Source organism: uncultured Methanospirillum sp. (assembly GCF_963668415.2).
In the GTDB taxonomy this organism is placed as follows: Archaea; Halobacteriota; Methanomicrobia; order Methanomicrobiales; family Methanospirillaceae; genus Methanospirillum.
In genome coordinates this window covers 451072-476354 of the sequence record NZ_CAXXDL010000001.1, presented here as the reverse complement: position 1 = coordinate 476354, position 25283 = coordinate 451072, and the positions used below count along the sequence as shown (strand labels likewise).

The 25283-nt window shown below is 43.6% G+C and carries 16 protein-coding genes; 10 read left to right on the top strand and 6 right to left on the bottom strand.

What is annotated here, in order from left to right; all coding sequences use genetic code 11:
- Window positions 1–182: 182 nt before the first annotated feature.
- The gene (locus ACHZA2_RS02240; RefSeq protein ID WP_319578360.1) at window positions 183–1127 is read right to left on the bottom strand and encodes a tetratricopeptide repeat protein; all 945 of its coding nucleotides are present in this window, start codon (window positions 1125–1127) and stop codon (window positions 183–185) included.
- A gap of 91 nt (window positions 1128–1218) precedes the next feature.
- Complete coding sequence (locus ACHZA2_RS02235; RefSeq protein ID WP_319578359.1) at window positions 1219–1662, bottom strand: C-GCAxxG-C-C family protein; 444 nt, start codon at window positions 1660–1662, stop codon at window positions 1219–1221.
- A 267-nt stretch (window positions 1663–1929) separates the two neighbouring features.
- Here ACHZA2_RS02235 and ACHZA2_RS02230 point away from each other — a divergent pair, with 267 nt between their 5' ends.
- Window positions 1930–3492 carry a carboxylesterase family protein gene (locus ACHZA2_RS02230; protein WP_319578358.1) on the top strand — a complete coding sequence of 521 codons (1563 nt, stop codon included), beginning with the start codon at window positions 1930–1932 and terminating at the stop codon, window positions 3490–3492.
- Between the two features lie 156 nt (window positions 3493–3648).
- Window positions 3649–5337: a TIGR03768 family metallophosphoesterase gene (locus ACHZA2_RS02225; RefSeq protein WP_319578357.1), complete on the top strand. Its 1689-nt coding sequence runs from the start codon at window positions 3649–3651 to the stop codon at window positions 5335–5337.
- 205 nt (window positions 5338–5542) lie between these two features.
- On the opposite strand, the gene ACHZA2_RS02220 is transcribed toward ACHZA2_RS02225, so the two are convergent.
- Entirely contained in the window at window positions 5543–7057 is a 1515-nt protein-coding gene (locus ACHZA2_RS02220) for a carboxylesterase/lipase family protein (protein ID WP_319578356.1), read from the bottom strand.
- Between the two features lie 389 nt (window positions 7058–7446).
- Here ACHZA2_RS02220 and ACHZA2_RS02215 point away from each other — a divergent pair, with 389 nt between their 5' ends.
- Together ACHZA2_RS02215 and ACHZA2_RS02210 are read left to right on the top strand one after the other, a co-directional pair.
- Window positions 7447–8019: an META domain-containing protein gene (locus tag ACHZA2_RS02215; protein ID WP_319578355.1), complete on the top strand. Its 573-nt coding sequence runs from the start codon at window positions 7447–7449 to the stop codon at window positions 8017–8019.
- Between the two features lie 409 nt (window positions 8020–8428).
- Window positions 8429–8848, top strand: coding sequence for a hypothetical protein (locus ACHZA2_RS02210; protein WP_319578354.1), 420 nt, complete (start codon window positions 8429–8431; stop codon window positions 8846–8848).
- 189 nt (window positions 8849–9037) lie between these two features.
- Here ACHZA2_RS02210 and ACHZA2_RS02205 read toward each other — a convergent pair whose 3' ends face one another.
- Both ACHZA2_RS02205 and ACHZA2_RS02200 read right to left on the bottom strand, forming a co-directional pair.
- Window positions 9038–9469, bottom strand: a complete 432-nt coding sequence (locus ACHZA2_RS02205; RefSeq protein ID WP_319578353.1) for a universal stress protein — start codon at window positions 9467–9469, stop codon at window positions 9038–9040.
- A gap of 235 nt (window positions 9470–9704) precedes the next feature.
- Window positions 9705–13247, bottom strand: coding sequence for a PAS domain S-box protein (locus ACHZA2_RS02200; RefSeq protein WP_319578352.1), 3543 nt, complete (start codon window positions 13245–13247; stop codon window positions 9705–9707).
- Between the two features lie 554 nt (window positions 13248–13801).
- On the opposite strand from ACHZA2_RS02200, the gene ACHZA2_RS02195 reads away from it, so the two are divergent.
- From ACHZA2_RS02195 to ACHZA2_RS02170, 6 genes are all read left to right on the top strand, one after another.
- Window positions 13802–14347: a hypothetical protein gene (locus ACHZA2_RS02195; protein ID WP_319578351.1), complete on the top strand. Its 546-nt coding sequence runs from the start codon at window positions 13802–13804 to the stop codon at window positions 14345–14347.
- Between the two features lie 331 nt (window positions 14348–14678).
- Complete coding sequence (locus ACHZA2_RS02190) at window positions 14679–16793, top strand: C13 family peptidase (protein ID WP_394698462.1); 2115 nt, start codon at window positions 14679–14681, stop codon at window positions 16791–16793.
- A gap of 4 nt (window positions 16794–16797) precedes the next feature.
- The gene (locus tag ACHZA2_RS02185) at window positions 16798–17967 is read left to right on the top strand and encodes an ABC transporter substrate-binding protein (RefSeq protein ID WP_319578349.1); all 1170 of its coding nucleotides are present in this window, start codon (window positions 16798–16800) and stop codon (window positions 17965–17967) included.
- Between the two features lie 532 nt (window positions 17968–18499).
- The gene (locus ACHZA2_RS02180; RefSeq protein WP_319578348.1) at window positions 18500–19114 is read left to right on the top strand and encodes a hypothetical protein; all 615 of its coding nucleotides are present in this window, start codon (window positions 18500–18502) and stop codon (window positions 19112–19114) included.
- A gap of 700 nt (window positions 19115–19814) precedes the next feature.
- The gene (locus tag ACHZA2_RS02175; protein ID WP_319578347.1) at window positions 19815–21329 is read left to right on the top strand and encodes an amino acid permease; all 1515 of its coding nucleotides are present in this window, start codon (window positions 19815–19817) and stop codon (window positions 21327–21329) included.
- Between the two features lie 220 nt (window positions 21330–21549).
- Complete coding sequence (locus ACHZA2_RS02170; RefSeq protein WP_394698461.1) at window positions 21550–23259, top strand: hypothetical protein; 1710 nt, start codon at window positions 21550–21552, stop codon at window positions 23257–23259.
- A gap of 83 nt (window positions 23260–23342) precedes the next feature.
- Here the strand turns inward: ACHZA2_RS02170 and ACHZA2_RS02165 are convergent, their stop codons facing one another.
- Window positions 23343–24980: a PAS domain-containing protein gene (locus tag ACHZA2_RS02165; protein WP_319578345.1), complete on the bottom strand. Its 1638-nt coding sequence runs from the start codon at window positions 24978–24980 to the stop codon at window positions 23343–23345.
- Window positions 24981–25283: the final 303 nt, after the last annotated feature.

Below are 25283 nucleotides of genomic sequence, written 5' to 3'. Positions count from 1 at the left end.
CGAATCTCCGCGGGCCCATTATCGAGCCGCCTGTTGGCGGGGTTTTTAAAATATAATTCTATTATCACCTATGTGAATTGTGTAAATGTAGTCTTTCTTTTCTTGGTCAATACCTAATCTTTCTTGGCATCCTCCAGAATTCAATTAGAATTATTTGCGTAAAAAAAGAAAGAATTAAAAATTTATCGGGATGTCTGATTCTTATGGATATTATCAATCCCCCATTTTGCATTCTTATTATCTGGATTTAATTTCAGGGTTTCATTGAAAGCATTCAATGCCTCTTCTGTTTTACCCAATCCACTCAAAATATATCCTTTCGTTAGCCAGCCACTTGCAAACTGCGGATTAACTTCAAGAGCCTGATTTATGACTTCAAGTGCTTCGTCATATTTATCCGTATTCTCCAGGATGTAGGCCTTATTATTTAATGCGACAACATCCTTCGGATTTGCTTGAATTGCTAAATTTATTATCTCCATTGCTCCTGAAAAATTATTGGATTTTATGAGGGCATTTCCTTTATCATCCAAATGCTTAACTAAATTTTCTATCGTTTCTTTCGCAAATGAATTATCTGGATCCAACTCAAGTGCCTTGTTTAAGGCATCTATAGCTTCACTATCCTTGTCCAATGTAGAAAGGACATATCCTTTTCCTGTCCATGCATCAGCACTTTCTGGATTTTCTTGAGTATCCTGGGTAAATATTTTTAAAGCTCCAGAATAATCCTCCTTTGTAAGTAAATCACTCCCCTGGTTAAACAGAGAATCGCTCCCGTTTTTGAAGAAGGTCTCTTTTCCCAAATGATCTGATATTGACTTTTTCGTGTTTAATGCCTGAGGATTTTTAGGATTAAGCTCAAGAGCTTTATTCACTACATCAAGTGCTTCGGTATAGCGATTTAATTTTTGAAGAACGTAGGCTTTACCATTCCATAGTGCTGTATTAGTTGAATTTAATTGGATACCTTGTTCATACGCATCCAATGCACCGGAATAGTCATTATTTTTATAAAGTAGTGTATTTCCTGTGTTGAGGAAATCATCTGCCGAATCAGCATGAACTCCTGCTAAAACCAGTGTTACCAGGAGGCAGTACATAACGAGGGAAAAGATCGGTTTCATGAATAGTTCTCCATTCATGTGTCTTTATTTGTGTTCCTTTAAGTCCCTATTGGAAAGCAATTATGCCGGTCAGAAACGGGCTACTCACGAATTATTTACTATTTAACATCTCATCAAGGATCTGAGCAGCTCCCCGGACCAGTTCAGGACACACCTTCTTCGCCGCTCCAACCCTCTTTGATTCTGCAAACTCCTCCGGAATTGCCATATTGTACCCCAGGAGATCAGGACACTGGATTGACCCAAATTTTGCAAGAAACCTCTCTATAAACTCCTTGTCAAGGGCATAACTTTTGTCACGCCAATCTGGTTCATCAAGAGAGTTCATCCCCCTGATAAGACCGAGAACCAGTATGGCACCGCTCACTGCCCCACACAAATTCCCGGTCCTGCCAACCCCTCCTCCAAATCCTGTTGCGATCTTCCGTGCCAGAACCGGGTCAAGTCCGTGTTCTTTTGCATACACAGAAAAGACAGACTGTGAACAGGTATACCCTTCAGCTAGCAGGTCAACTGCCTCTTGTGCATGATCCATATTCATACATCTTCATTTGCCGGGATATCAATATCGAATAGATCAGAAATGATCGTATCGGAAGGTTCTGGATATCATGTAAAACGAAGCCTGTTCGATATCCTGTATCCCTTCCAGATCCATAACCTTAACTCTTTTTCTGCTACATACTCACGAGTGCTATAGGGTAGAATTTCCACGTCACCCACGGTGCCAAGTTTTCCGGGATATCACCATTCTTTGAGAATCAGGCTCTTCTATCTGGTAGTGCGGGAGATTGGGATCTATATGAATAATAATCTGGTAATTCTTTCAGTTTTAATGGTCTGCCTGGTAATCGTTGGTATCTCTGCCGGTTCTTCTCAGAATGAATCACCATCAACAATAGTAAAGACAGATGCTGGTTTGATATCGGGTTTTCAGCAGGATAATCTCCGTGTCTTTCACGGCATCCCATTTGCTGCACCACCAACCGGAGAACTGCGATGGAAACCGCCAGCATCTGTGATACCCTGGGATGATGTGAAAGAGACAAAGGAATATTCTGCAACCTGCCCTCAGCGGGTTTCCACCGATAAGACTCCCTCATCAGGTTCTGAGCCGCTCAACATGAGTGAGGACTGCTTGTATCTCAATGTCTGGACCCCGGCAAAGAGTGATGACGAAAAGCTACCGGTTATGGTCTTTTTCTATGGAGGGGGATTTGCTGATGTGGCTGGATCCATGCCGGTCTATAATGGAACCGCTCTGGCAGAGAAAGGCGTCATCGTGGTCACTCCAAATTACCGGCTTGGAGCGTTGGGTTTCCTCGCCCATCCTGAACTCGATTCCGAATCTATCCATAATAGTTCAGGAAATTATGGAATTCTCGATCAGATCGCTGCCTTGCAGTGGGTTCAGCGTAACATCGGATCGTTTGGGGGTGATCCGTCCAGGGTGACAATATTCGGGCAGTCAGCAGGCGGTGAAAGTGTTCTGATCCACCTGATAAGCCCGGAGAGTAAGGGCCTTTACCAGCAGGCAATTGTCCAGAGTGGTCCTTTCTGGGCAAACGGGGCCATCATTAATGCCACCCATTCCAAGGAGAATGCTGAACAATTTGGTGAATGGTTTGCACAAAACCTTGGCTACTCCGGACCTGATGCCATTGAGCAGATGCGAAATATCAGTCCCGAAGACCTGATCAATGCAACACCGTGGTCACCGTCCTCATTCCGGACTACCCACACGGTCATGTTTGAGCCAACAATTGATGGATGGGTTATCCCGGACACCCTGGACACCATGTTCCGTCTCCTCCAGGAAAATGCGGTCCCTCTTATGATCGGGAACAACGCCAATGACGGAGCAACTCTTGCGGCTGATGCCAATATGACGGTTCCTGAGTACATATCTTTCCTTACAAACCGGTTCGGCGATGAGGCCGGTGCAGTTCTTGAAAAATATCCTGCGAATTCAACTTCAGAAGTGCAACTCCGACTGGCAGAGATCATGACCGATTATGATTTCAGTGATTCGGTGAAGTTTGCAGCTGGATCCATGGGGGACATCACCCCTGATACGTATCTGTACCGGTATTCATATGTCATTCCCGGTCAGCCATCAGGTGCCTTTCATGGAAGTGAGACCTTACTGCTGTTTGGAGTTCCAGGAGTACCTTCAGATCCGGTAGTGGCCGGGAATGTGGTAGATCTCTGGACACGGTTTGCAAAGACCGGAGATCCAAACGGTGGAATGAATATCACCTGGCCGAATTACACCAAGAAGAAGGGTCAGTACCTTGATATCGATACAGTCCCGAGTGTGAAGAGCGATAATTCAACGAGTGCCCTGTTTCAAGACCTCGAATAATATAATCTCCATTTTTTTTGACCATCCCATAGCACCATCCCGGGGTTTTCAGGAGATCTCGAGATGACCGCTGATAACCGGGGTGGTAATCGAATCAAAATGAATAGAATCGGATTCATACATCATTTTTAAATAGAGAATGACCCCAGTAGAATCATGAAACCAAGGTTGGCAATAGGAATTTTGCTTGGAATAATCCTTTTAGGATGCATCGCTGGAGCCTATCCTATAGATTCAACAGTCGTAACAACCCTGAATCGTACTGTAATTCCTGTTGCCGTGCCTCTGGCATCACCTCAGATCCTTCCTGATGATGTATCCAACTACTCGGCATATGGATATGGAGTATGGGAGTTTGGCGATGGACTTGGATATGAAAAGAGAACGGACCTGATGCCATCCGGGTACTCGAATGTATCGGAGAATGGCTCTGCAAAACTGCTCCGTTTTTTTGACATCACTGATGTTCATATTACTGACAAAGAAACTCCCGCTCAAGGAATCTATTTCGGGTACAAAGGGGGTCAGTCATCAGGGTATTCACCGGTAATGCTCTCATCCACTCAGGTCCTTGATGCTGCTGTCCAGACCGTGAACGCCTTACATACCTCAGATCCTTTTGATTTTGGTATCGCTCTCGGTGACGTTGCCAACAACGAACAATACAATGAACTCAGATGGTTCATTGACGTCATGGACGGGAAAAGAATAAACCCTGACTCAGGTGTCAAGGATGATCCAGTTCCCGGACCGCTGAATGATTATCAGGATGTGTACCAGGCAGCAGGACTGAACAAGTCGATACCCTGGTATGAGGTTCTTGGCAATCACGATCACAACTGGATCGGAACAAACCCTCCTGATGATTACCTGAGATCGAACTATACCGGAGCGTATATCCTGAACATGGGTAATATTTTCACCAATCCTCTGGGTATCAAGAGTCGTGGATTCTATATGGGTGCAATCGATGGCAGAACGGTGAATGGAGATATTATCGGAGTTGGAAATGTATCTGATTTTAAAACACCTCCAAAAGTGCTGGCTGCCGATCCAAACCGCCGGGTCCTTACGGTTCCTGAATGGATGGGTGAGTTTTTCAATACAACTTCAAATCCAAAAGGTCACGGATTCAATAAATCTGACGCTGAAAATGGTTTTGCCTGCTATTCATTCGAACCGAAATCAGACATTCCGATAAAGGTCATTGTGCTTGACGATACCCAGAACGCGAATGATACCAATGATGGCGGATATGGACATGGTTCCCTTGATACTGAGCGGTATACCTGGCTTGTACATGAACTGGATCAGGGTCAGGCTGAAGGTAAACTGATGATTATTGCTGCTCACATCCCGATAGCAACAGACGCGAGTGGTTCTTCCCTTGACGAATATACGGGGTGGAGTTCGGTTGCTCAGGTATCTGAGCAGCAACTTCTGGATACCCTGCATTCCTATCCAAATCTGATCCTGTGGATTGCCGGACACCGTCATGTCAATGCCATAACTCCGCAGATATCGCCGGATCCTGACCACCCGGAACTCGGGTTCTGGGAGGTTGAAACCTCATCACTCCGTGATTTCCCGCAGCAGTTCAGAACCTTTGATATTGTCCGGAACAGCGACAATACGATCTCTATCTTTGCAACCGATGTTGATCCGGCAGTAAAAGATGGAACGATTGCTGCAAAGTCACGTTTCTACGCAGTGGCAGCAGATGAAATATTTAATAATACGCTAACGTATGAGCCAAGCGGGTCGTATAATGCAGAACTGGTCAAACAGGTAACTCCTGACATGCAGGAGAAGATTCAGAATCTGGGAAATCCCCTGACCTCATAATTTTTCTGAAGATTCAACCCGGAAACTCTTTTTCGAAACATGGATAGTTCTTTCCTGATTTTTGGTGGGAATGTCTGGTTTCGTTATCTCCTGGCAGACTCCCGTTCTCTCCCTGTTTTATCGCAGCTTAGTATCATGAATCTCATGTCATGTTATACGTGAATCAGGCATGGGGATACAATGAGCATCAAAAAAGGAGTGAGGTTTACGACTCACTCTTCACAGCTGGAACTGATCCAATATCCAGATAGGCTTCATCCTGGGTGTACTTCGGCCAGGTGATATTCATTCCGCCGTTTGGATCACCGGTCTTTGCAAACCGAGTCCAGAGATCGATCATGTTCTCTCTGACTGAATCGGTTACCGGGTTTTGAGGTAGCGGGACGTTGAAGATGAGCATGGTCTCACTACCATGGAATGCACCAAAAGGTTGCCCGGGTAGGACATACGAGTACTGGTACCGGTAGGTGTCAGGGCTGATATTTGCCATGGATTTGGCGACAAACTTTACCGGGTCTGTAAAGTCGTAATCGGTCATGATCTGTTCCAGTCTGAGTTGGACTTCATCTGTTGAATTCGCAGGATATTTTTCGAGAATCGCACTGGACTCATTCCCAAACCTGCTCTCGATAAAGGTGCTGTACTCAGGAACTGTCATATTGGCACCAGCTGCAAGGGTGGTTCCGTCATCAGCATTGTTTCCGATGATTAGCGGGATTGGATTCTGACGGTTTTCACGAAACACCGTTTCAGGTGCTTCTGGTAGTACCGAGCCGTCGATTGTCGGCTCAAAATGCGGGGTATTCACCATCTTAAACGAAGAAGCCGGCCAGGGTGTTGCATTCGTGATGTCCTGGTAACTCAAATTACGCATCTGCTCTATTGCATCAGGGCCTGAAAATCCAAGACTCTTCGCGTATGCGAGTCCAAGTTGCTCAGCATCAGATTTTGTATACAGGGCATCAATCTCGGCCCCTTTTGTCCAGAAGGTACCACTCTCCACAATTGCCTGCTGATAAAGCCCTTTGGTCTGTGGATTTGCCAGATGAATAAGAATACTCTCTCCTCCGGCTGACTGCCCAAAAATTGTCACCCTGGATGGATCACCCCCAAACGATCCGATGTTTTTCTGGACCCACTCCAGAGCAGCAATCTGGTCAAGGAGTCCGTAGTTACCAGAACTGTTCTGTATAGACTCTGCATCCAGTCCTGGGTGAGCAAGGAATCCCAGAGCACCTACCCGGTAATTGGGAGTGACCACAATGACCCCCTTCTGTGCAAGGGCAGTTCCGTTATACAGTGACATCGAACCTGCTATCTTTCCGAATGCTCCTCCATAGAAAAAGACCATAACCGGAAGTTTTTCGTCATCAGTCTTCGCCGGGGTCCAGACATTGAGATACAGACAGTCCTCACTCATGGACAGATTCGGATCTGCTGCAATCGGCTGGGGACAGGCAGGTGAAAATGCCGTCGTTTCCCTGACACCTTCCCAGGGTGTTACCGGTTCGGGTGGCCTCCATCGCAGTTCACCAGTTGGGGGAGCCGCGAATGGAATCCCAAGGTATACCCTGAGTCCGTCCTGATCTAATCCGGAGATTCGGCCGGCATCTGTTTTTACTACAATAGATGGCGATTCATTCTGTGATGATCCTGCAGAAATCCCGATGATAACCAGGCAGACTATCAGGAAAAAACCAGTTTTCATTTGAGTGTTCATGTTATCCTCCACTTTTTCCCGTCTGTAATAGGTCTATCCTTCTCTGAAAAGGATAGATTCATGAGAAACATCGGGACTTCAATACATTTTTGCCAGAAACCAGAGCTCTTTTGATATCTATCCGGGTATGAACGATTAAGGCTTTGTAATGAAACTATTGGGAAATTCTTCAATTATCGGAGAAATCTGGAATTTATATTACAACTCTCTGTAAAAATATCTGCGATTATGAGTGAAATATGCCTAATCTGGCAAAACCCATGTTTCGATGTATGGGAGAAGTCAACAATTCAATTTCAAATGGAACAACTGAACGATTATAAAGTCAGATAAAAACTGTGTGGGATTTTAAAAAACTATATCTAATAATCCGATACCAAGTATCATCTATGAGAAAGCTTCTCATTTCAATGGGCATCTTCATGGTTCTTCTTCTCCTGGTGGCTGGGTGTACCAGTCAGACAGAAACAAAACCTGTTGCAACCCAACCCACAGCTACTCCGGTCACTATAACCACGCCAAACCAGGCCGGAATAACTCCGGCACCGGTCAAGGCTGCTAGTTCAGATCCTTCTCTCATAGGAACATGGTACCTTAAACTCATGTCTGATCAAAATGGGACTGCTCTGGTTCAGACGATAAATCCGGAGACAACAGTCATTTTTGAGGATAATGTAAATCTTTCAGGGTATTCAGGCTGTAATAATTATGTTGGAAGTTATTCTCTGACTGGAAAACCAGATCTCAATGGAAATGGCATAACCATTGGCCCTCTTGCTTCAACAAAGAAGTACTGTCAGGATGGTGCTTCAACCGAAACAACCTATCTGCAGATCCTTGAAGGTGTGACCTCGTACCTGGTAAATGAAAATAAGGAGTTATCCATCACTGACAATGCTCAAAATACCCTTGTATACCAGAGGACCCCATATAGTCCGACATCGGTGCCGATCGGCTCCTAATCTTTTTTGAGATTGGACTGTTTTTCCTGATTGGACTCCTGATAATAATAAATACAGGTGACCTTTGGGACAAGAAGTATGTGTCGCGATATCCTTGTAAAATCGCGATAAAAGTGTGTATATCATCCCGGGATGCCTGATCAGCGATTCTGATTAGGACAGTAAAACCTGACAAACCCCGGTATACGTGTAACGAACCCGGTTTTCTCTTGTATGGGAGTCCCCCTTCTATCAAAAAATGTATTACCCATGTGCATTTTTTACCTGGCTGTGGTCCATATAATCGGGTAAATGCCTCATAATCTCAATAACCCTGACAAATAACCAAAAATCATTCTATGAGCCGGGTTATTTCGGTATTCCCGATCATTTCCAAATGTTTATCGGTATATCGGGACAACTCACCATCATGCGCTTTAGTGCAATCATTACATGCCTCCTTCTGTGTGGCTGCTTTGGAATACCCCTTGCCTGTGCCGAATCTACCGGGTATCCGGATCTGGTCGGGACCTGGACCGGTGTATCGTCCGGTTATTATGCGAAGATGGATATGCTCTTCAATGAAAGCCAGGGGTTGCCATACACCATGACAATTTCTGAACAACAGGGCCCGGTGTTCAAGGGATTCCTGAATGCAACCGGTGAAAAATTCCAGGCCAATTACACGTTTTCAGGCATCATCGATCATGATATGACCACCCTCTATCTGGCAGAGAAGGGAACCGGGATGGACATCGTTCATATCATCTCACCAACAGAGATTGAGTTCGTCGGCCTGGGACTTGAAGATAGTTCAACCGCATTAATTAATTTCATCAAAAAAGAGTAATGCATTAATTTTTTTGAATTTAACAGGGTCGAAAACCCTGAAACCCATTTTTTCTGTATTCTGGATGATTCACACATAGTTGAGATCAGATGAATGGTGTTCACAAACCGGAAATGTATCAGGATATCTGAGGAACCCCGCCACATGATCCCGGTACATTCAGGAATCTCAGGATTTTGGGGACTCTCGTCACTTTACAACGAGAGTCTTGCAGGATGTAGTCCTGATGACCTGTTCTGCAACACTTCCGAGGAGAAGCCGCTCGAATCCTCGTTTTGCATTCGTACCGATAACAATAAGGTCGACACCCTTCTCCTCTGCAAATCTGACGATCTCAACCTCCGGTTTACCCTCAAGAACAACGTTCTCAACAGATACCCCTTCAGAGAGTGTATGAACAATTGCAAGGGCATCTTCAGCCAGTTTCTGGATAGCAACCTGGATATCCACCATGATGACATCCGTCGGTGTGGCATTATACCGGTGGATATCCTTCACATACACTGCAAAAATCGTAGCTCCACATACCCGTGCGATCCTTATACCCTCTTCGATTGCGGTTTTATTCCGGTCTGAACCGTCTATTGCTATCAGAATCTTCTCATATAACTGGCTGGTCATGGATACTACTTCTCCTCTGTCTTCGTTGATGCTTTTAACCTGCTCTCCATATAGATGTTGTGGATTGGTGTTTAGAACCGTGGTGGTTTCTCTTCCATGTGATGTGAAAGCCTGATTTTAACAATTTGTGGTCGGTACTATTGGTGACAGTGTTGGTTACCAATACCCGTTTAATTCAGGATCGATATCTGGATATTGACAAAATGTAATCGGCTTTTAAAATATACGGCCGATATTATCTCTTTGTAAACGATCCTGACGGAACCCTTATCTCAAACCGTGCTCCACTTCCCGGAATCCCGATCTCCTGAATCTCAATTCCGGTAAGCGACAGTATCTCCCTGACCAGAAACAACCCATGTCCGGTATTCTTCCCGTATCCTCTCTCGAAGATTTGTTCTTTCTCTTCAGTTGGTATGCCGACCCCGTTATCCTCCCATACAACCGTGAGGCCATGATCATCCTGCCTGGTATAAACCCGGATCTCATATACATGCTCCCCATGTCTCACAGAATTCTCCAGGAGGTTATAGAAAACCCGTTCAAACATAGGATCTACGAAGATGGAATATTCCAGTCCATTCTCCTGAAGTTTGACAGATTGAGGGATCGATGTTCTCGGAAGGATCGTCTCTAATAGCAACCACTGGGGCTTTTGAGATCCGAGGTTTTCATACACTCGTGAAAATTCGATCTGTGATTGGATCTCCTTGATCCCGTCGATCATCTTCTGTATATAATTCTGTATCTCCGGATTTGTGGACTCCATCTCCACGAGTCTCAGATATCCGTAGAATGATGAGATCTTATTGAGGATATCATGTCTGGTGATACTTGTCAGCAGACTAAGCTGGCGGTTCGCTTTCAGAATTGCATCCTCAATATTCTTCTGATCAGTGATATCCTGATTTGCGCCGAGTGTTTTTATGATTTTTCCCTCTTCATCGCAGATCAGACGAACACGAACTGAGATATGGCGTACCTCTCCATCTCTCCGGATAATCCGGTGTTCATGGTGAGCGACATAATTTGGATCCGGCGTGCTGAAGGTCTTCTTTACCTCTTCGAGAATCCTTGGAATATCAGCAGGATGAACAAATTCTCTGACATATCTCTCAGGATTCATATGATATCCACCTTCACGCTCCGCTGTGGTTCCATATAATGCATAGAACCGATCGTTAAACACAAAAACCTGTGAAGAAAAGTCAAAGTGCCAACTCACAAGGTTTGCCATATCCATGGTATCAGCAAGGAGCCTCTCATTATTGATGAGAGTCTGTTCGATACGTGATCGCTCAATATCTGCTCCTGCTTTTACCGCGATGATGTCAATTATCTCCTTTATGGGAATATTTTGACTCATTGCGTTCCGGGAGAGGATACCGAGAGTCCCAACAGTCTTCCCTTCTGAATCTTTGATCAATGCACCGATAAAGCTCTGAAAATGATGGTCTACAATAAAATTACATTCTGGAAAATGGGAAGAGAGATTATCGTGATATATCGTAAATCCGTTATTTATCACATACTCACACGGAGATCCTTTCAGGGGATGTGTATAACTGCGACCTCTCTCTCCATCAAGAATCATGGATAGAACATGAATGTGCTCTTTATCCGGCGTTACCTCACCGATAAGAACACAATCTGCAGAAAGCCAGGAACTGATACTCTCGGTAATATGGTACAGGGAGTCTTTCCCTGTTGAGCCGACAATTCCTCTGACCATCGCTTTCATTGCGGACTCTGTTGCCTTCTGGTCAGTAACATCCTCAATTGAGGCGAGGATTTGAGGCCTGTTGTGGATGTAAAAAAGGCTTAAATTAGTCTGGCAATCCCTTTCCTCTCCACTTTTTCTCCGGAAATGAACATCCATCCCTTTGACAACTTTATTTTTTCTTATGTCTGATGTGAGGCGTTCAAATTCTGTCTCGTTAGCAAAGATCCCAAGATCCCCGGGTGTCTTTCCAATCACCTCATCCCTGGTATATCCGCTACTTTGAAGAAACGCACCATTCACATCTGTAAACTCACCAGTTGCTGCTGATAGAAGTGTCAAAGGAACCGGATTATTCTGAAAAATTGTGACGAATTTCTCCTCAGACTCTTTTAGATCCAGTTGCGCTCTCTTTATGTGGGTTATATCCCGCATTGAGACCTGAACACCTGTCATCTCCCCGTTTTGAATTACCGGTACAGCGTGGAGATTAACAAATATCAGGCTTCCATCCTTTTTTTGTACCTGGATCTCCACGTTTTCGACGACATTGCGGTTCATCGTCTTTTTGACTGAGTCTGATATGTCAGGAACACTATGAGAAAAAATATTACTCAAAGCAAAATCCGGTGTCTTTCCGATCAGTTCTTCAGGATCATACCCGGTAATCGATCGGGATGAGGGGGAGACATAGATAGGACTCAACTCATTGTTAAGAACAATAATCAGATCTGAAGACCGTTCTGCCATACCCCGGAAGCGATTCTCACTCTCCTGGAGTGCATCTGCCATTCGTCTCTCTTCTGTAATATCCCGTGCAAGTGACCCAAACCGGTATCCTTTCTCGGTTTTAATCGGAAATATCGTTCTTCTGGTTAAAATTTTTGTTCCGTCTGCACGCTTAAATTCAAAAATATCTGAATCCTTGAAGATAGGTTCGCCGGTTTTCAGGGAGTTTTGGATGGCCTGCTTAATATCTGAAGGTGGTGATGCAGTTTTGCAATCTGAAATCCCATAAATGAAGGGGAAGTCCCAGATCTTATTCCCGAAAGCCTCTCCTTTAGGAATTCCTGTGATCTTTTCTGAACTTACATTCCACTCTACTATCGTCCCTTCTTCGTCGATAATGGAGACTGCTTCACTCGTTGCTTCAATAAAAGAACGAATCCTTGTCTCACTTTCATGGAGGGCTCTCACGTACTGATTTTTTTCAGTATCATCGATAGTAATGCCACGAAACCCAATGACTGAACCGTTAGGACTTATCAGGGGATAAGATCTACAATTAAGGATTCGAATATTTCCATTTTTATGGATAGCAGGAACATCAAACGTTACCAGGCCAGGCTTTCTATTGCTAGCATTTTCTAACATGCTCTGGATAAAACTATGACTTTTAGGAGGCAACAGTCTGGAAAACTGCTCACCGATCAACTCCTCGGGGGTATATCCGATTATGTCAGTGCTCCGTGGACTTACGTATGAGAACACTCCATCAAGGGATATTTCCCAGATCGCATCAGGAGATGTCTCAATAATCCCTCTGAATTTGGCTTCACTCTCCTCTAATGCTTCTTTTGTTCTGACCAACTCGTTTAACTGTGCTCTTTGCTCATCCTCAGCCTTTTTTCTCCGTACCGCCTGCTTTATCTTGTGTGATAACTCCGCAAACTGTGGTGCGGGCTCTCCTCCTTTCTGAAGATAAAAGTCAGCCCCGTTATTTATCGCCTCAATGACAACCTCTTCACGCCCCCTCCCGGTGAAGAGGATGAACGGGATATCTCCATACTGTTCTCTGACTGCTTTGAGAAACGTGATCCCATCCATTCCTGGCATCTGGTAATCAGAGACGATAGCGTCGTACAATGATCCCAGAGATGAGTTCAGAGCTTTCTCAGGAGAGTTCTGAGTCTCAACCTTAAATCCTCCGGACCGCTCCAAAAAAATTTTACCAAGCGTAAGGAGATCAGGTTCGTCATCAACATAGAGAAGTGAGATCAGATTATCGGTATTATCACCCGATTCAGATTTATTCGCATTGGAATTTAGTAATACCATCCCTTCTCTACTCCATTGTATCGAGGTACAAATCTATAATAAATATTCTCGAATGATAAGAGATAGGAATAGTACTGCTTAAAGGTAATGGCACACCGATTTAGGCGGTCAATGTATGATACTGATTTTTTCGAATCTTCTCTGATGAAATCTGGAATTTTGTCTTTATTTGCATGGAACGTTTATCATAAATGAGAAACAATTCTCAATTTTTCATACATATGCTTTTAACACCATCACGAGTTGAAGCATATGTGGCTTAAACCAACTTTTTTATAGATACTGAACCCACTGGATTCTTGTATCATATGTACCCCACAATCGATAGGAATGGTGAACCGGTTTCTTGTCCTCAACCTCATCAGGCTATTGATTTCTGATAATTCTGATACAAACAGGTGGTATCGTAGCAGGGATACAGAAGAGGACGTCTGAAGAGAAGTCAGAAAACTGCAGAAAGTGGTATGGATCATGGGTACTCAGTATCTCATGCAAGGATCCTTCTGACTAGAAAAAACCAGAACTGTGTCATTCATTGAAGGGCGGTTTAAAAATTGAAACAACTGTCGATAATTCTGTTTCTTCTGATAATGGTCTTTGTATCCGGGGAATGTTTTGCTGAAGAGACTGCTGGATATATCGTCTTGTTACAGGGAGAAAACAGCACTCATGTCGAATCTACAAATGGCTCCACCCTTACTATTGAGGGTATGAACCCGTTTGCAGCCTATATTGGAACAAAGGGTTATCTCGGCTCTGTCAAAGATGCAATCAAGATTATGGACAAATCATTGGATGCAGCTGTTGTCATAACCGGTGATAATGGTCAGTCTACTTCACTTGTCACTGTATCTCATCCTGTCTATTCTGAAGATGACAGGAAGTTAACACTTGAAACGAAACCTCTTGAATTTTACGAAGGTACGTTGCTCAAACATTTTGCGGATGAAGCGACAAATCAGACCGTAAAAGATCCAGATGTAATAAAACTTACACGGGTTTATGTTGAGATCCACGAGAACCCTCCAGAAAATGGAATTGATAGTCCGGCCCCGTATGTCAACAATCCTAATTCGGATCCGACTAGTATAAGAGGTTAAGTCAGGCACCAGGATAGAGGCATAATTGTTTTTGTCCTCGTCTCATCCCTTTTTCTTCAAATAATACGAAAGAGGGCACTACGTAAAAGGTCCAAGGAGAGTTCATCTGGATCTGTTTAGCAATCTTTGACCCCCTCTTACATGAGGTGAATTCAAATTTTTTGCTGGTTGTTCACCTAAAAATCGTTGTGGAGTTCGAATCGTGTAGTGGTGGCACAGAGGTCGAAGAATCTCTTTAATTGGGTTACTTATAGGTATCAGTATCTTGTGAAGATCAGGGTTCAGATGCATGCATGTATAGGAACAAAAAGTTATGAGCCATTTAAATCCCTTGATCTTATTGGTTTTCATCGGCGTCCTTCTTGCCTTGTTTTTTTGTGCTACACCCTCGTCTGCGGTTGATGATCCAATATATATCGGAGTATTACTGCCCTTAAGCGGAACAGAAGGGCTTCCCCTCTATGATGCACTTCGTCTTGCTGTATCTGATATCAACGATGGTGGAGGGATTAGTGGAAGACCAGTCAAACTAGTCCTACGTGATACGCAAACCGGTGATATCAATACCTATGCAAAAGAGCTTGCAGAAGATCCCCGTATCAGAGTGGTAATTGGACCGTATACATCTGATAATCTGTTTCAAATTTCAGATCTGTTCATCTCAAATCAGAAAGTTTTGATATCTCCTACGGCGTCATCAGATGAGATCTTTCGTGCATTTGCAGGTACTGGATCAGTATGGCGTATTGTTTCAAATGATGGGGATATGACCTCGGTTCTAATTCAGCATTTGAAAAAGAATAACGCAGAGAAGGTAGCCATTCTTGCCATAAACAGTTCGTATGGAAAGACATTTTCTGACTGGATTCCATACTGGGCACTTGAATCTGGGATCTCAATCACCGGGTTTGAGGATTTTTCAAGACAAGATCAGATATCGGAGGCTATCGATCGGGTATGTTCAACAAATCCTGATTACCTGGTATTTGTTCATTCTGGTTCAAGTAGTGAGATTACAACAGCAGTTCATATTCTTGAAAACTATACATCCACGAATCTGTATCTTATCCATCCAAATGTTGATGAACATGGTTCTATCCAGGAAAGAGCAGATTCAAAAACATTGCACCAGTTCATGAATGCCGGAGTATGGAAACTGGGCAACTCAAGTATCAAAGTAACCAAATTGCCTGAAAATACCCTTATGCTCATGGCAAAACCAGGGGATCAGAATTTTTATCAGGAATTCAAAAAATTCACTAAAGATTCACCATCAGATTATGTTTGTGAGACTTACGACGCGGTACTGTGTGCCGCATTAGTTATGGCACAGTTTACTGCAAACCCAACCAAGTCTCCGAAACATGCAGCCATGGTCGTCCTTGCCAATGGATCCGGGGAGCCGCTTCCCAGGAGTGTAACCGGGTTTCAATCAGCATTTGACCTGATTAAAAATGGGAAAAGCCCGATACTGACCGGTGCTACAGGTCCTCTCACCTTTGCTTCAGATGGGACAGACAGGTTAATTCCCTCGTATGAGACATACCACATTGAAGGAGATACCATACTTTCTGATCCGGTCTCACTCAATAAACTGACAAAATCTGACGATCAACTCAGCGATATAGATAATTCATCCTCCTCTTCTGTCTTCAGTAAGGATCCTGAATCCGGTGATTATTGGGCTGTTATTGGAGCATTCTCAAAAGACTGGGTAAATTACCGTCATCAGGCAGATGCCCTGTCAGTATATCAGTTTGTAAAAAAACAGGGAGTATCAGATGACCATATCATACTCCTTGTTATTGATGATATCCCTTATGAAAAGAGAAATAAAAAACCCAATGAGGTATTTCACCTTCCTGGAAAAGAAGAGGTACGAACAACTGCTCATCCGGATTACACTGGTGATCAAGTCAATAAACAGATTCTCATTGACATATTGACGGGAATGCCTACCACTTCAGACAAGCCTGTTTTACAGTCTACTACGAACTCAACAGTCCTGGTATATCTTACATCCCATGCAGATTCAGGAGGTAATATCCTCTTTGGTAATGGAGACGATACGATCTCTCCTAAAGAATTTTCATCTGTTATTGATACCATGGCAGATAATGATAGATTTGGAAAGATGCTGATCATTCTTGAGTCTTGTTACAGCAGTGCAACGGCAGCACTTGTGAAAACCCCTGATGTTGTGGTCATAAGTGCATCAGCACCTAATGAAACCTCAAAAGCATCGATATATGATTCTGAACTCTCATCCTGGCTGTCAAATGAGTTTACATCCGAGTTGCTCTCAATACTCCGTGAATCAGATCCTTCTCTATCACTTCGCCACCTGTATCAGAACATATATTATCATGTCCGGTCTTCTCATCCGGGAATTATTAAAGATGACAGGTTATTGAATACACAGGCAGATCTCTTCTTTGGAGGATAACATCATGGCTCTGCGAGAACATACGAGATCTCGATCCACAATTGCGATTATCTTCTGGTTATTCTGTACCATCTCTATAATCCATTATCCTGTACTTGCTGCAGAAAATTCTACCATTACGTGTGGGGTGATCCTGCCTCTTAGTGGAGAGTTAGGGGTATTAGGAACTGATATCCTTCATGGCATTGAACTTGCAGCAGATGAGATCAATGTACGCGGGGGTGTAGACGGGTATCATATTGAACTGCGGGTTGTGGATGATCAGGGTAATCCACAGATAAGTCAGTCCTTGTTCTATGATATGCACAGTGATGGTGTCCCTGTGGTTATCGGTTCATGTACTACTCTGCTTACTCTTCCGATGGCAGAAGAGACCAAAAAAAGTTCTGGAACATTACTGATTTCACCTCAGGCGAACGGGGAAGCCCTATATGGGATATCGCCGTGGTTTTTCCAGGTTAATGCACCGGTATTCTATCTGGCAAAATTTGTTTCAGAATGGCTGTCATACACAACAGACCGGGTGGCTGTTGTTTATATTGATGATGAATACGGGAGATCGCTTCTTTCATATATCAGGAAAGAGCTCGACAATAGTTCTGTATCTATTATCTCGACTGAACCGGTCACAGATGAGAACCCTGATCATTCTACCCTCGCTCTCCGGATTCTGGATGCTGCACCTGATACGATTGTGATTATCATGTATGATGAACGGGAGATCTCACTCATCAGAAGCCTGGCAGATGCAGGGTATCGTGGACAGATCATCATTACTGAAAGTGTTCTCATGGACTCTTATGAACGATCAGAGGCAGATGTAATCTCTAAATTCTCTCTGTTTACCATATCAGCATATTCGAATCTGGTCCCCGGGGACCATACGACCAGGTTTATTTCGTCATACAAGAAGCGATTTGATACGGATCCTACTAAAAGTGTCGCAGGGTATGGATATGATTCCTTGATGCTAATCGCGGAAGCGATTTGTCGTGGAACAGAAAATGGTACTATTACTGCCCAGTCGATCAAGGATAACCTGGAAGATGTCAGATATTTTGGAGTATCAGGGCCGAAAGTGTTTGATTCACATCATGCAGTCAGTACTGCAATGGATAGGTGGGTTTTCAAAGATGGAAATTTTACCCTGATGTCAACATCACTCCCCTCATAAAAGAATAATTGTCCTGAAACACATTTTTTCAGGGGCTTTTTTGTTTGGCGATTGATGCTGAATGATCATACACCAAGTTATGTTCATTGTTTTTGTCCTCCTATTAAAATAAGGTGCACAATTTACAGTATTTCACGATTCACTCATCATGGTGATGAATTTAGTCAAATCTTTTAGGCTTCGGGTTTATATTTTCACTATATTTTCATGCATGATATGCAGTCAGATACAAATACCCAGCCTGACGGTGATGTGCTTTGGTATCCCTCACAAAAAAATCCGAGTAACACGTCCATCTCTACCGGTTGCACAAACCAGGTAGATTATTAATCTGCATAATATTTGCAGCATGATGGAAAATTAGAATCAATATGGGATATATCTCCGGAAATATTGCCTGAAAGGTTCTGTTGAAATAAACTAAATACTTGTGCAAACCACCAGACCTTTGGTATATCTGAAGATTCCTGATAATTTCGTAAGGCAATCTTCAGAGTCATCCATGCATCTGTTGAATGGGAGGATTGTGCTTATGAAACACTATCAGTTACCTGGATTAATCTGTGTATTTTATCTCGTGCTGGTATTATTTGTTGGATCTTGTTTCGCTGATGAAGTTCCAACGTATCTGACGTATGTTCAGGGTGGGAAGAGTGCTGTCTCTGCTGCATCAGATGGAGGATATGTAGTAACGATCAAGGATACTGTTCCTTTTGTTGTTATCTCGTATGGGGGGAGGGACAGGCTTGTTCCAACAGAGCGCCTGATTAATGTGACCTTTCCAGTACGTGCTGCGTTGATCGTATCGGATGCTCAAAATGATACGACATCCATGATTCAGATAACAAACTTGTCTTTGTCAGATGACAACAAGGTACTCACTCTTCATGTAGATCCCTTACCGTATTATGAAGGAGCTGCTCTTGCATCATTTGATGCGGACAAACAGAACATAGATTCACTTGTAGAATCTCACTATGGGAGATCAGGGTTATATTTTGAAACCATTGGGCAATGTCCCGAAAATTCATACGACTGTACCTTCTGGGATTACCTGTTTTGTCTCAATGGCTGTGGAGACACCACCTGGTGGTGTTCAAAAGGAGAGTGTGTGTGCAACGAATATGGTTGTTATTGTCCTGATTAAGTAGCCATGTTGTAATCAACCCCTCTAATTTTTAACTGTACGGTTGAATGACTACCTATCTTTTTGCATGAAAAAGTCCTTTTCATCGGTCCTACCCGGGCCCACAACTGGGCATCGTTGTGGTTTTTTAGTAACTAACCTACAATTATGATATTTCTTCCATCGTACTATTCTCCTCACTTCTGTGATCTATCGGGATGATCCACGGGTATTGCACAACATGGAAGAATTGCGCATCCAATGAAAATTCTTGTGTTTCATGACCAAAAATGCCCGGTTTTTTATGTATCAGATAACAGAAAAAAAGAGCAATTGTGCAATAATTTCTGATATTTCGCCATTTTCAACGATATAGAACCTGATTCACCAGATAATTAGGATTTTCAGGAAGATATTGCTTAACGCTGCACATATTTGGCAAAATTAAAAAAAGGCTTCATAAATCATTACATAAATGAAAGTGGCCGTCCTTTTTCAATTCTGAATATCGCACCAGGTTCTGCAGGTCTGAAGGAGTGTTTATCCAATTGTGCATTAGCAGAGTAATTGTGGGGTGATGTGCCGGATGAACCGGTTGACTGCCTTCCCCGGCCTCCCCCGTGTCTTCATCGCTATGCCTTCACTGGATTCTTCGCATTATACGCATATGGGCTGTAAGAGGGGTTGTTTCATTCTATGAAAACCGGGGGGTCCCGATATCATGAAGAGATCTCCTCTACAGGCCATTGAGGCACTGATAAAGTGGGACGAGAACATGAACATACGATTTCAGAGACTATTGGTGAAACGACCACTTCCTCTCTCTTTCCATTCCGATGATCTGGGGGGTCATCTGAAGAAAGTGTTGAACCCTCTTGACCTGATTATGATCGGTCTTGGGGCTTCCATAGGAACCGGGATATTTGTAATAACAGGGCTTGCATCAAGTATTGCAGGTCCCGGGATTGTTCTCTCGTTCATCATTGCCTCGATATGCTCGCTTTTTGTGGCATTATGTTATGCAGAACTGAGTTCCATGATACCACTTACCGGTAGTGCATATTCATACACTTATACCATCTTTGGAGAACTTTTTGCCTGGATCATCGGATGGACAATGATGCTTGAACTCACGGTATCGATCTCATTAATTGCCTCAGGATGGTCACAGTATCTTCTTGGCATATTCGATGCTCTTCACATCCCACTGAACTCAGCCTTAACCCATGACCCGATGAATGGGGGTCTTGTAAACCTCCCGGCAGTCATAATTATTTTATGTATGGCCTTCATGCTTTTACAGGGTGTCAGGGAGAGTTCACGGCTCAACGCTGTTCTTGTATCAATAAAACTACTGATTCTCATTACGTTTTTCTGGATTGGGTCACAGATTATCCATGTTGAAAATTATTTTCCAGTCCTTCCTAATGGGTTTCAGGGTGTTCTTACCGGGGCAGGACTTGTTATCGTCTCGTTTACAGGATTTGAACTGATCGCCTCAAGTGCAGAAGAAGTAAAAAATCCCCAGCGAAATCTCCCGATCGGACTGATAGGAACCATCGTTATCTGCTCTTTTTTTTACATTATCGCAGGTCTGGTTCTAACCGGTATTCTTCCCTTTTCTCAATATGCGAACGTGGGTTCTCCGTTTGAATTTGCTCTCAGTCAGTCAGGATTTTCTCATCTCGGGGGTTTACTGGCAGTCGGTATTATTATTGGTATAACCTCCGGACTTCAGGTATGTCTGTATGGGTCTTCACGGCTCGTTTATGCTCTCTCGCGTGACGGGCTCATTCCTTCAGGGCTTGCAGCAGTCAGTGCAAAAGGAATCCCGTTCAAGGCAACAATTCTGGTGGGGTTGATGAGTGCTGTCTTTGCCGGGTTTGCTCCGTTGTCACTGATTGTAGAACTCCTCAATATGGGTACTCTGATAGCGTTCATAGCCGTTGCTGCCGGTGTTCTTTTCATGCGACATAAGAACCCGGATCTTGAGCGCCATTTTCGATGTCCCATGGTGCCCCTTGTGCCCATCCTGGCTATCATCTCTGACCTGTTTCTCATCGTCTCTTTAAAGACGACGACCTTATTCTACTTCTGCATCTGGCTGGTCATCGGTCTCATGGTGTATGGATTATATGGGATCAGACAGTCAGAACTTGCAAAAAAGTTCAAAATCGATCTTCCCTATCCAAGTACCGTTGAGATACCAACGCCCCAAATTCATGAAGCAGTATAACTTCGATACTTCTCCTCCTTTTCTTTTTCATGATTCTATTGCACAGAATTTAAACTCATAATGGAGCCTTTAAACCTCATTTTCTATGAGAGGTTTTCCCTGACTCTAATGCTATCCGGATTCTATACAAACTAACCGATATATAGAAACATGAAGAGTTTGATATTACTCGTATATTACTTTCCAAACACAGGAGTATCCGGACTGATGATACTGATTGATGAATCGTTTGAGTGCCTGTCTCTTCCGAGAAGGATCTCACTCGATTGATCTTCATGAATACCAGTTTCATCAGTCTGAAATGTCTGGAGCGGGCACCATCGGGTTATACATGAATACCTCTTCATCTGAAATAGAAGATATTCTGCACATTTTGCAGGATGCCAATACCGAGTTGTCAATATCGGAGTTATCCCGTAAAACTGGAGTAAACCGAAATAAAGTCTCACTAATCGCTGAAACACTCTTTAAGAAAGGGATAGTACACTGTAATCAAAGCAGCAATGCAAAAAAATATTCATATCTTCCCTGTACTACCGTATTAACCCTGATTGAATCGATACCTGATCCGGCCCTTATCCTTGATAGCACCCTTCATATCGTCCGGATAAACCAGGCCTTTCTTGATCAGACCAGAGAAGGAGAACTTGCCTTTATCGGTGAGCATTTGAGTGCCATCAATCATCTGTACCATGGAATCAATGAAGAGGCTATCTCCTCTGTTCTCACAGACAGATATGAGGGGTACAGGACAAGTATTCATCCTGATCAGTCGCAGATCAGGTATATTTGTATACGGGTCACCCTTCCTGATAATCAACCCGGTGTTTTACTGTATATGCACCCCGATGCTGATGCCTACAACCCGGGAACCCTTTTCCGCAAGTTTATAGACAAACTCTTCAGTAAAATTCCGGGTATGGTAGAGGAGCAGCAAGCAGAAAAGATCTATGATACCATCACCCGGATACTCCGGGACATCTTTGCAGATGACATTATCGTGTCGTTTCTGATCGATGAAAAGTCCCGGATATCACACCTCAACACCATATCAGTGCCTGATAGTATTCGGAAGCCAGCACGCTCAGAGATCGATCTGGCCCTCTCCCAAAAAACTCCTGTTTCATTTGAAGGGCCTGAAATTCTTCCATATAAACTCTATGACACGGTGAGAATCAAAGGGATCTCACCATTGATGCTCCGGTCACCAGATGATATTGCCAGGGTGTTCAATCCGCTTCAGGGTTATGAGTTCATATATACCGGCATTGCCATAAACGACACCCTTACCGGAATAATCGGGATTGGAAAGATGAACGTCGGAATTCCTCCTGATGTCTATGAGAAAATTCTTCTGGCACTATCAAGGTTCTTCTATCTGTATGAGTCCAACCGGACAAAATCAGTGATACATGAAGAGGTTATTGCGAAATATAAGGAAGAGTATCGGAATATGTATCACCTGCTCACCGAAAAAACAGAGCAGGATGAGAATCGCAGAGCAGAGTCTGAAGCACTCCTGGCACTGATTGGGATCATGTCAGATCAGATGAGTATAGCGTGCTGCACCCTGACCCCTGAAGGAACCATTTCATCGGCTAATACCTCCATGCTCGACCTTTGCAGTGCAGAAGAGACTGATGTCCTCAAAAAACCCAGGTTTGAAGATGTCGTTCCCTCCCCAGTGCGGGAGGTTATTACTGACCTGATCAATTCATCCGAACATCAGACTGAGATCGGTTCGTATCAGGTTGTCGTTAAAACATCAGACCAGACACAGTCATCCTGGTGTCTTATCAGATCCCAGAAAGAGGGCGGTCTGCCGTGCATCTGTATCGGGGAGAAGGCACCTTCTCCACTTATTCAGTTTATTCTCATGTATGAGTACCGGAATTGTCAGAATGCATCTTCCCGACGGGCAAAGGGATAATGGTGTAATTGCAGTAGAAAATGGGTGTGAGTTGACTCACGCATGACTTTTCTGAAGAACCGGAGATAAAAGAAAAATCTGTATTATAATGTGGGATGATCAGACAACCTCTTTAGATTTTTTTGGGCTGCGTCATAAATTCGTTTAAATGCCCGCTCTTTCTCCTCCTGGGAAGGGGCCGGATCCTGGATCAATGAAGAGACCTGCTGCCATAGTGATGTCTCAAGACCAAGATTCTTCTCCTGTTCGGCAAAAAACTGTACGAAGGGCTGCTGTCTTGCATGCAGCGTTGACATATCAAGTATGATCATCTCAACGAGACTGGTATCATCATGATCGAGTCTTGAGAGTCTGACTTCTGCTTCGATCTTCGTATCACCTGCAAGAAAAATCCATGAAAAGGTTACGAGGGATCCTGTATTCGCTTTCGAGATATAATATACGAGTTTCTCAGGAATATCATCAGGATTGAACTGTCTCGGTGAAGAGAGGCTGGAAAGATCTGTTGCTAGAAGGTCCTGTTTTGGTACCTGAAACATATCCAGAGCTGCCGGGTTGCAGTCAATGATCTGCCCTTTTGAACATATCAGGATCGCATCTGGGTAAGAGACAAAATACTGGTGATATCGTTGTTCCTGTTTTATCTTCTCTTTCTCCTGAAGAAGTTCTACTCTTGTCTTCTGAATCTCCTGCTCAAGAGAGATCGTCTGGGTTATGTCGGCTATCGTGATCAGATGTGTCTCATCTGCTCCTACGGTTGTATCAGTGATACGGGAGGTCATCTGATACCAGTGTGTGCCCTGATGATACACAGGAAAATGAGAGGCCTGATCAATCGTGTCCGGGTCCGTGAGATACCGGATGAATGGTTCTGGGATTGATGGGATATCAGAAGCCGCCTTTCCAAACGCATCTCTCATCCTGGTATTTAGAATGCGTTCAGCTGCTGGATTCATATCAATGATCTCGCTTTTCTGATTCAAGGCCAGAAGGCCGTGGTCATTGAGGGTAAAGAACCGATCCCGAAAGACAGGTGAGAACTCCAGCAGATTGTAGTGGAGAACACCGAATGCGAGGAATAGTCCTGAAACTCCTACATCAAACCCGTATGTATGATATCCTTTCAGTACTGTCTCAAGAGCGAGCCTTGTAAGGAGCAGAATACTGATGCCAATGACGAGAAATGCGATCTGACTCTTAAACCGGTGTGATACCGTCTCGTATCGCTGCAGTAAAAAGTATATGCCGATAATTATCAGGATAAAAAAGTAGTATGCAGCAGCGTAATGACCACAGAAGATCAGTTCAGAAAGAATCTTCTGCCCAGATGATTCTACCGGCAGATTGAGCATATCCAAAAACCGGAAGATGCATCCTATTGCCATCAGTCCTCCGAAAAGTGCGATGTACTTCGGTGTTACATATCGTGGTCTCCCTGAATATAATGCACAATAGAAGAACCACAATACCGCGGTAAAATAAATAAGGCTGTATACGAGTCCAAATGTGATAAAACTCATCAAGGTTGAGTCTACCTGGGTTATCTCCCCGATGAGATAATATATGCCAAGGGTAAAGGAGAAGAGCGAGTCAAAGAGCAGTAATAACCAGAAGAACGATTGCCCCAGGATCTGTTTCTTATTGTATATCTGAATCGAGAGAGAGAGCAGGATAAATCCAAAGAGAAGACTGATGAATGCAACATACCAGGGAGCAAACATAAACCACTGGTATGTCTGACAATCGCTTCAATCTTCTGTATTGATCCCAGCCTCCCGGGTATACTCCTGGTTGCGTTCCATCCACCCTTTTAAAACCGAGATATTCACAGAATTTACCCTGATAGTTTGAATGAGAGGAGTGAGTGTGAGAGTGATCCTCATGATCCATCTCGCGGAATCGCGGAACGTTGCGGCATTGTCGCGGAAGTTTCCGCGACGAATCCGGATGAGAATTAGGAGGTAATTACTAAAAATAATAATATTATTGTACTTTAGGTACTCTTCGCGGAAAATTTGAAAGTA

What these genes read in the sequence shown, in the direction of transcription:
- ACHZA2_RS02230 (WP_319578358.1), top strand. Translation starts at nt 1,930, where the DNA reads ATGAATAATAATCTGGTAATTCTTTCAGTTTTAATGGTCTGCCTGGTA.
- ACHZA2_RS02180 (WP_319578348.1), top strand. Translation starts at nt 18,500, where the DNA reads ATGAAACACTATCAGTTACCTGGATTAATCTGTGTATTTTATCTCGTG.
- ACHZA2_RS02240 (WP_319578360.1), bottom strand. Translation starts at nt 1,127, where the DNA reads ATGAAACCGATCTTTTCCCTCGTTATGTACTGCCTCCTGGTAACACTG.
- ACHZA2_RS02170 (WP_394698461.1), top strand. Translation starts at nt 21,550, where the DNA reads ATGAATCGTTTGAGTGCCTGTCTCTTCCGAGAAGGATCTCACTCGATT.
- ACHZA2_RS02175 (WP_319578347.1), top strand. Translation starts at nt 19,815, where the DNA reads ATGAAGAGATCTCCTCTACAGGCCATTGAGGCACTGATAAAGTGGGAC.
- ACHZA2_RS02200 (WP_319578352.1), bottom strand. Translation starts at nt 13,247, where the DNA reads ATGGTATTACTAAATTCCAATGCGAATAAATCTGAATCGGGTGATAAT.
- ACHZA2_RS02165 (WP_319578345.1), bottom strand. Translation starts at nt 24,980, where the DNA reads ATGTTTGCTCCCTGGTATGTTGCATTCATCAGTCTTCTCTTTGGATTT.
- ACHZA2_RS02225 (WP_319578357.1), top strand. Translation starts at nt 3,649, where the DNA reads ATGAAACCAAGGTTGGCAATAGGAATTTTGCTTGGAATAATCCTTTTA.
- ACHZA2_RS02185 (WP_319578349.1), top strand. Translation starts at nt 16,798, where the DNA reads ATGGCTCTGCGAGAACATACGAGATCTCGATCCACAATTGCGATTATC.
- ACHZA2_RS02205 (WP_319578353.1), bottom strand. Translation starts at nt 9,469, where the DNA reads ATGACCAGCCAGTTATATGAGAAGATTCTGATAGCAATAGACGGTTCA.
- ACHZA2_RS02210 (WP_319578354.1), top strand. Translation starts at nt 8,429, where the DNA reads ATGCGCTTTAGTGCAATCATTACATGCCTCCTTCTGTGTGGCTGCTTT.
- ACHZA2_RS02215 (WP_319578355.1), top strand. Translation starts at nt 7,447, where the DNA reads ATGAGAAAGCTTCTCATTTCAATGGGCATCTTCATGGTTCTTCTTCTC.
- ACHZA2_RS02235 (WP_319578359.1), bottom strand. Translation starts at nt 1,662, where the DNA reads ATGGATCATGCACAAGAGGCAGTTGACCTGCTAGCTGAAGGGTATACC.
- ACHZA2_RS02220 (WP_319578356.1), bottom strand. Translation starts at nt 7,057, where the DNA reads ATGAACACTCAAATGAAAACTGGTTTTTTCCTGATAGTCTGCCTGGTT.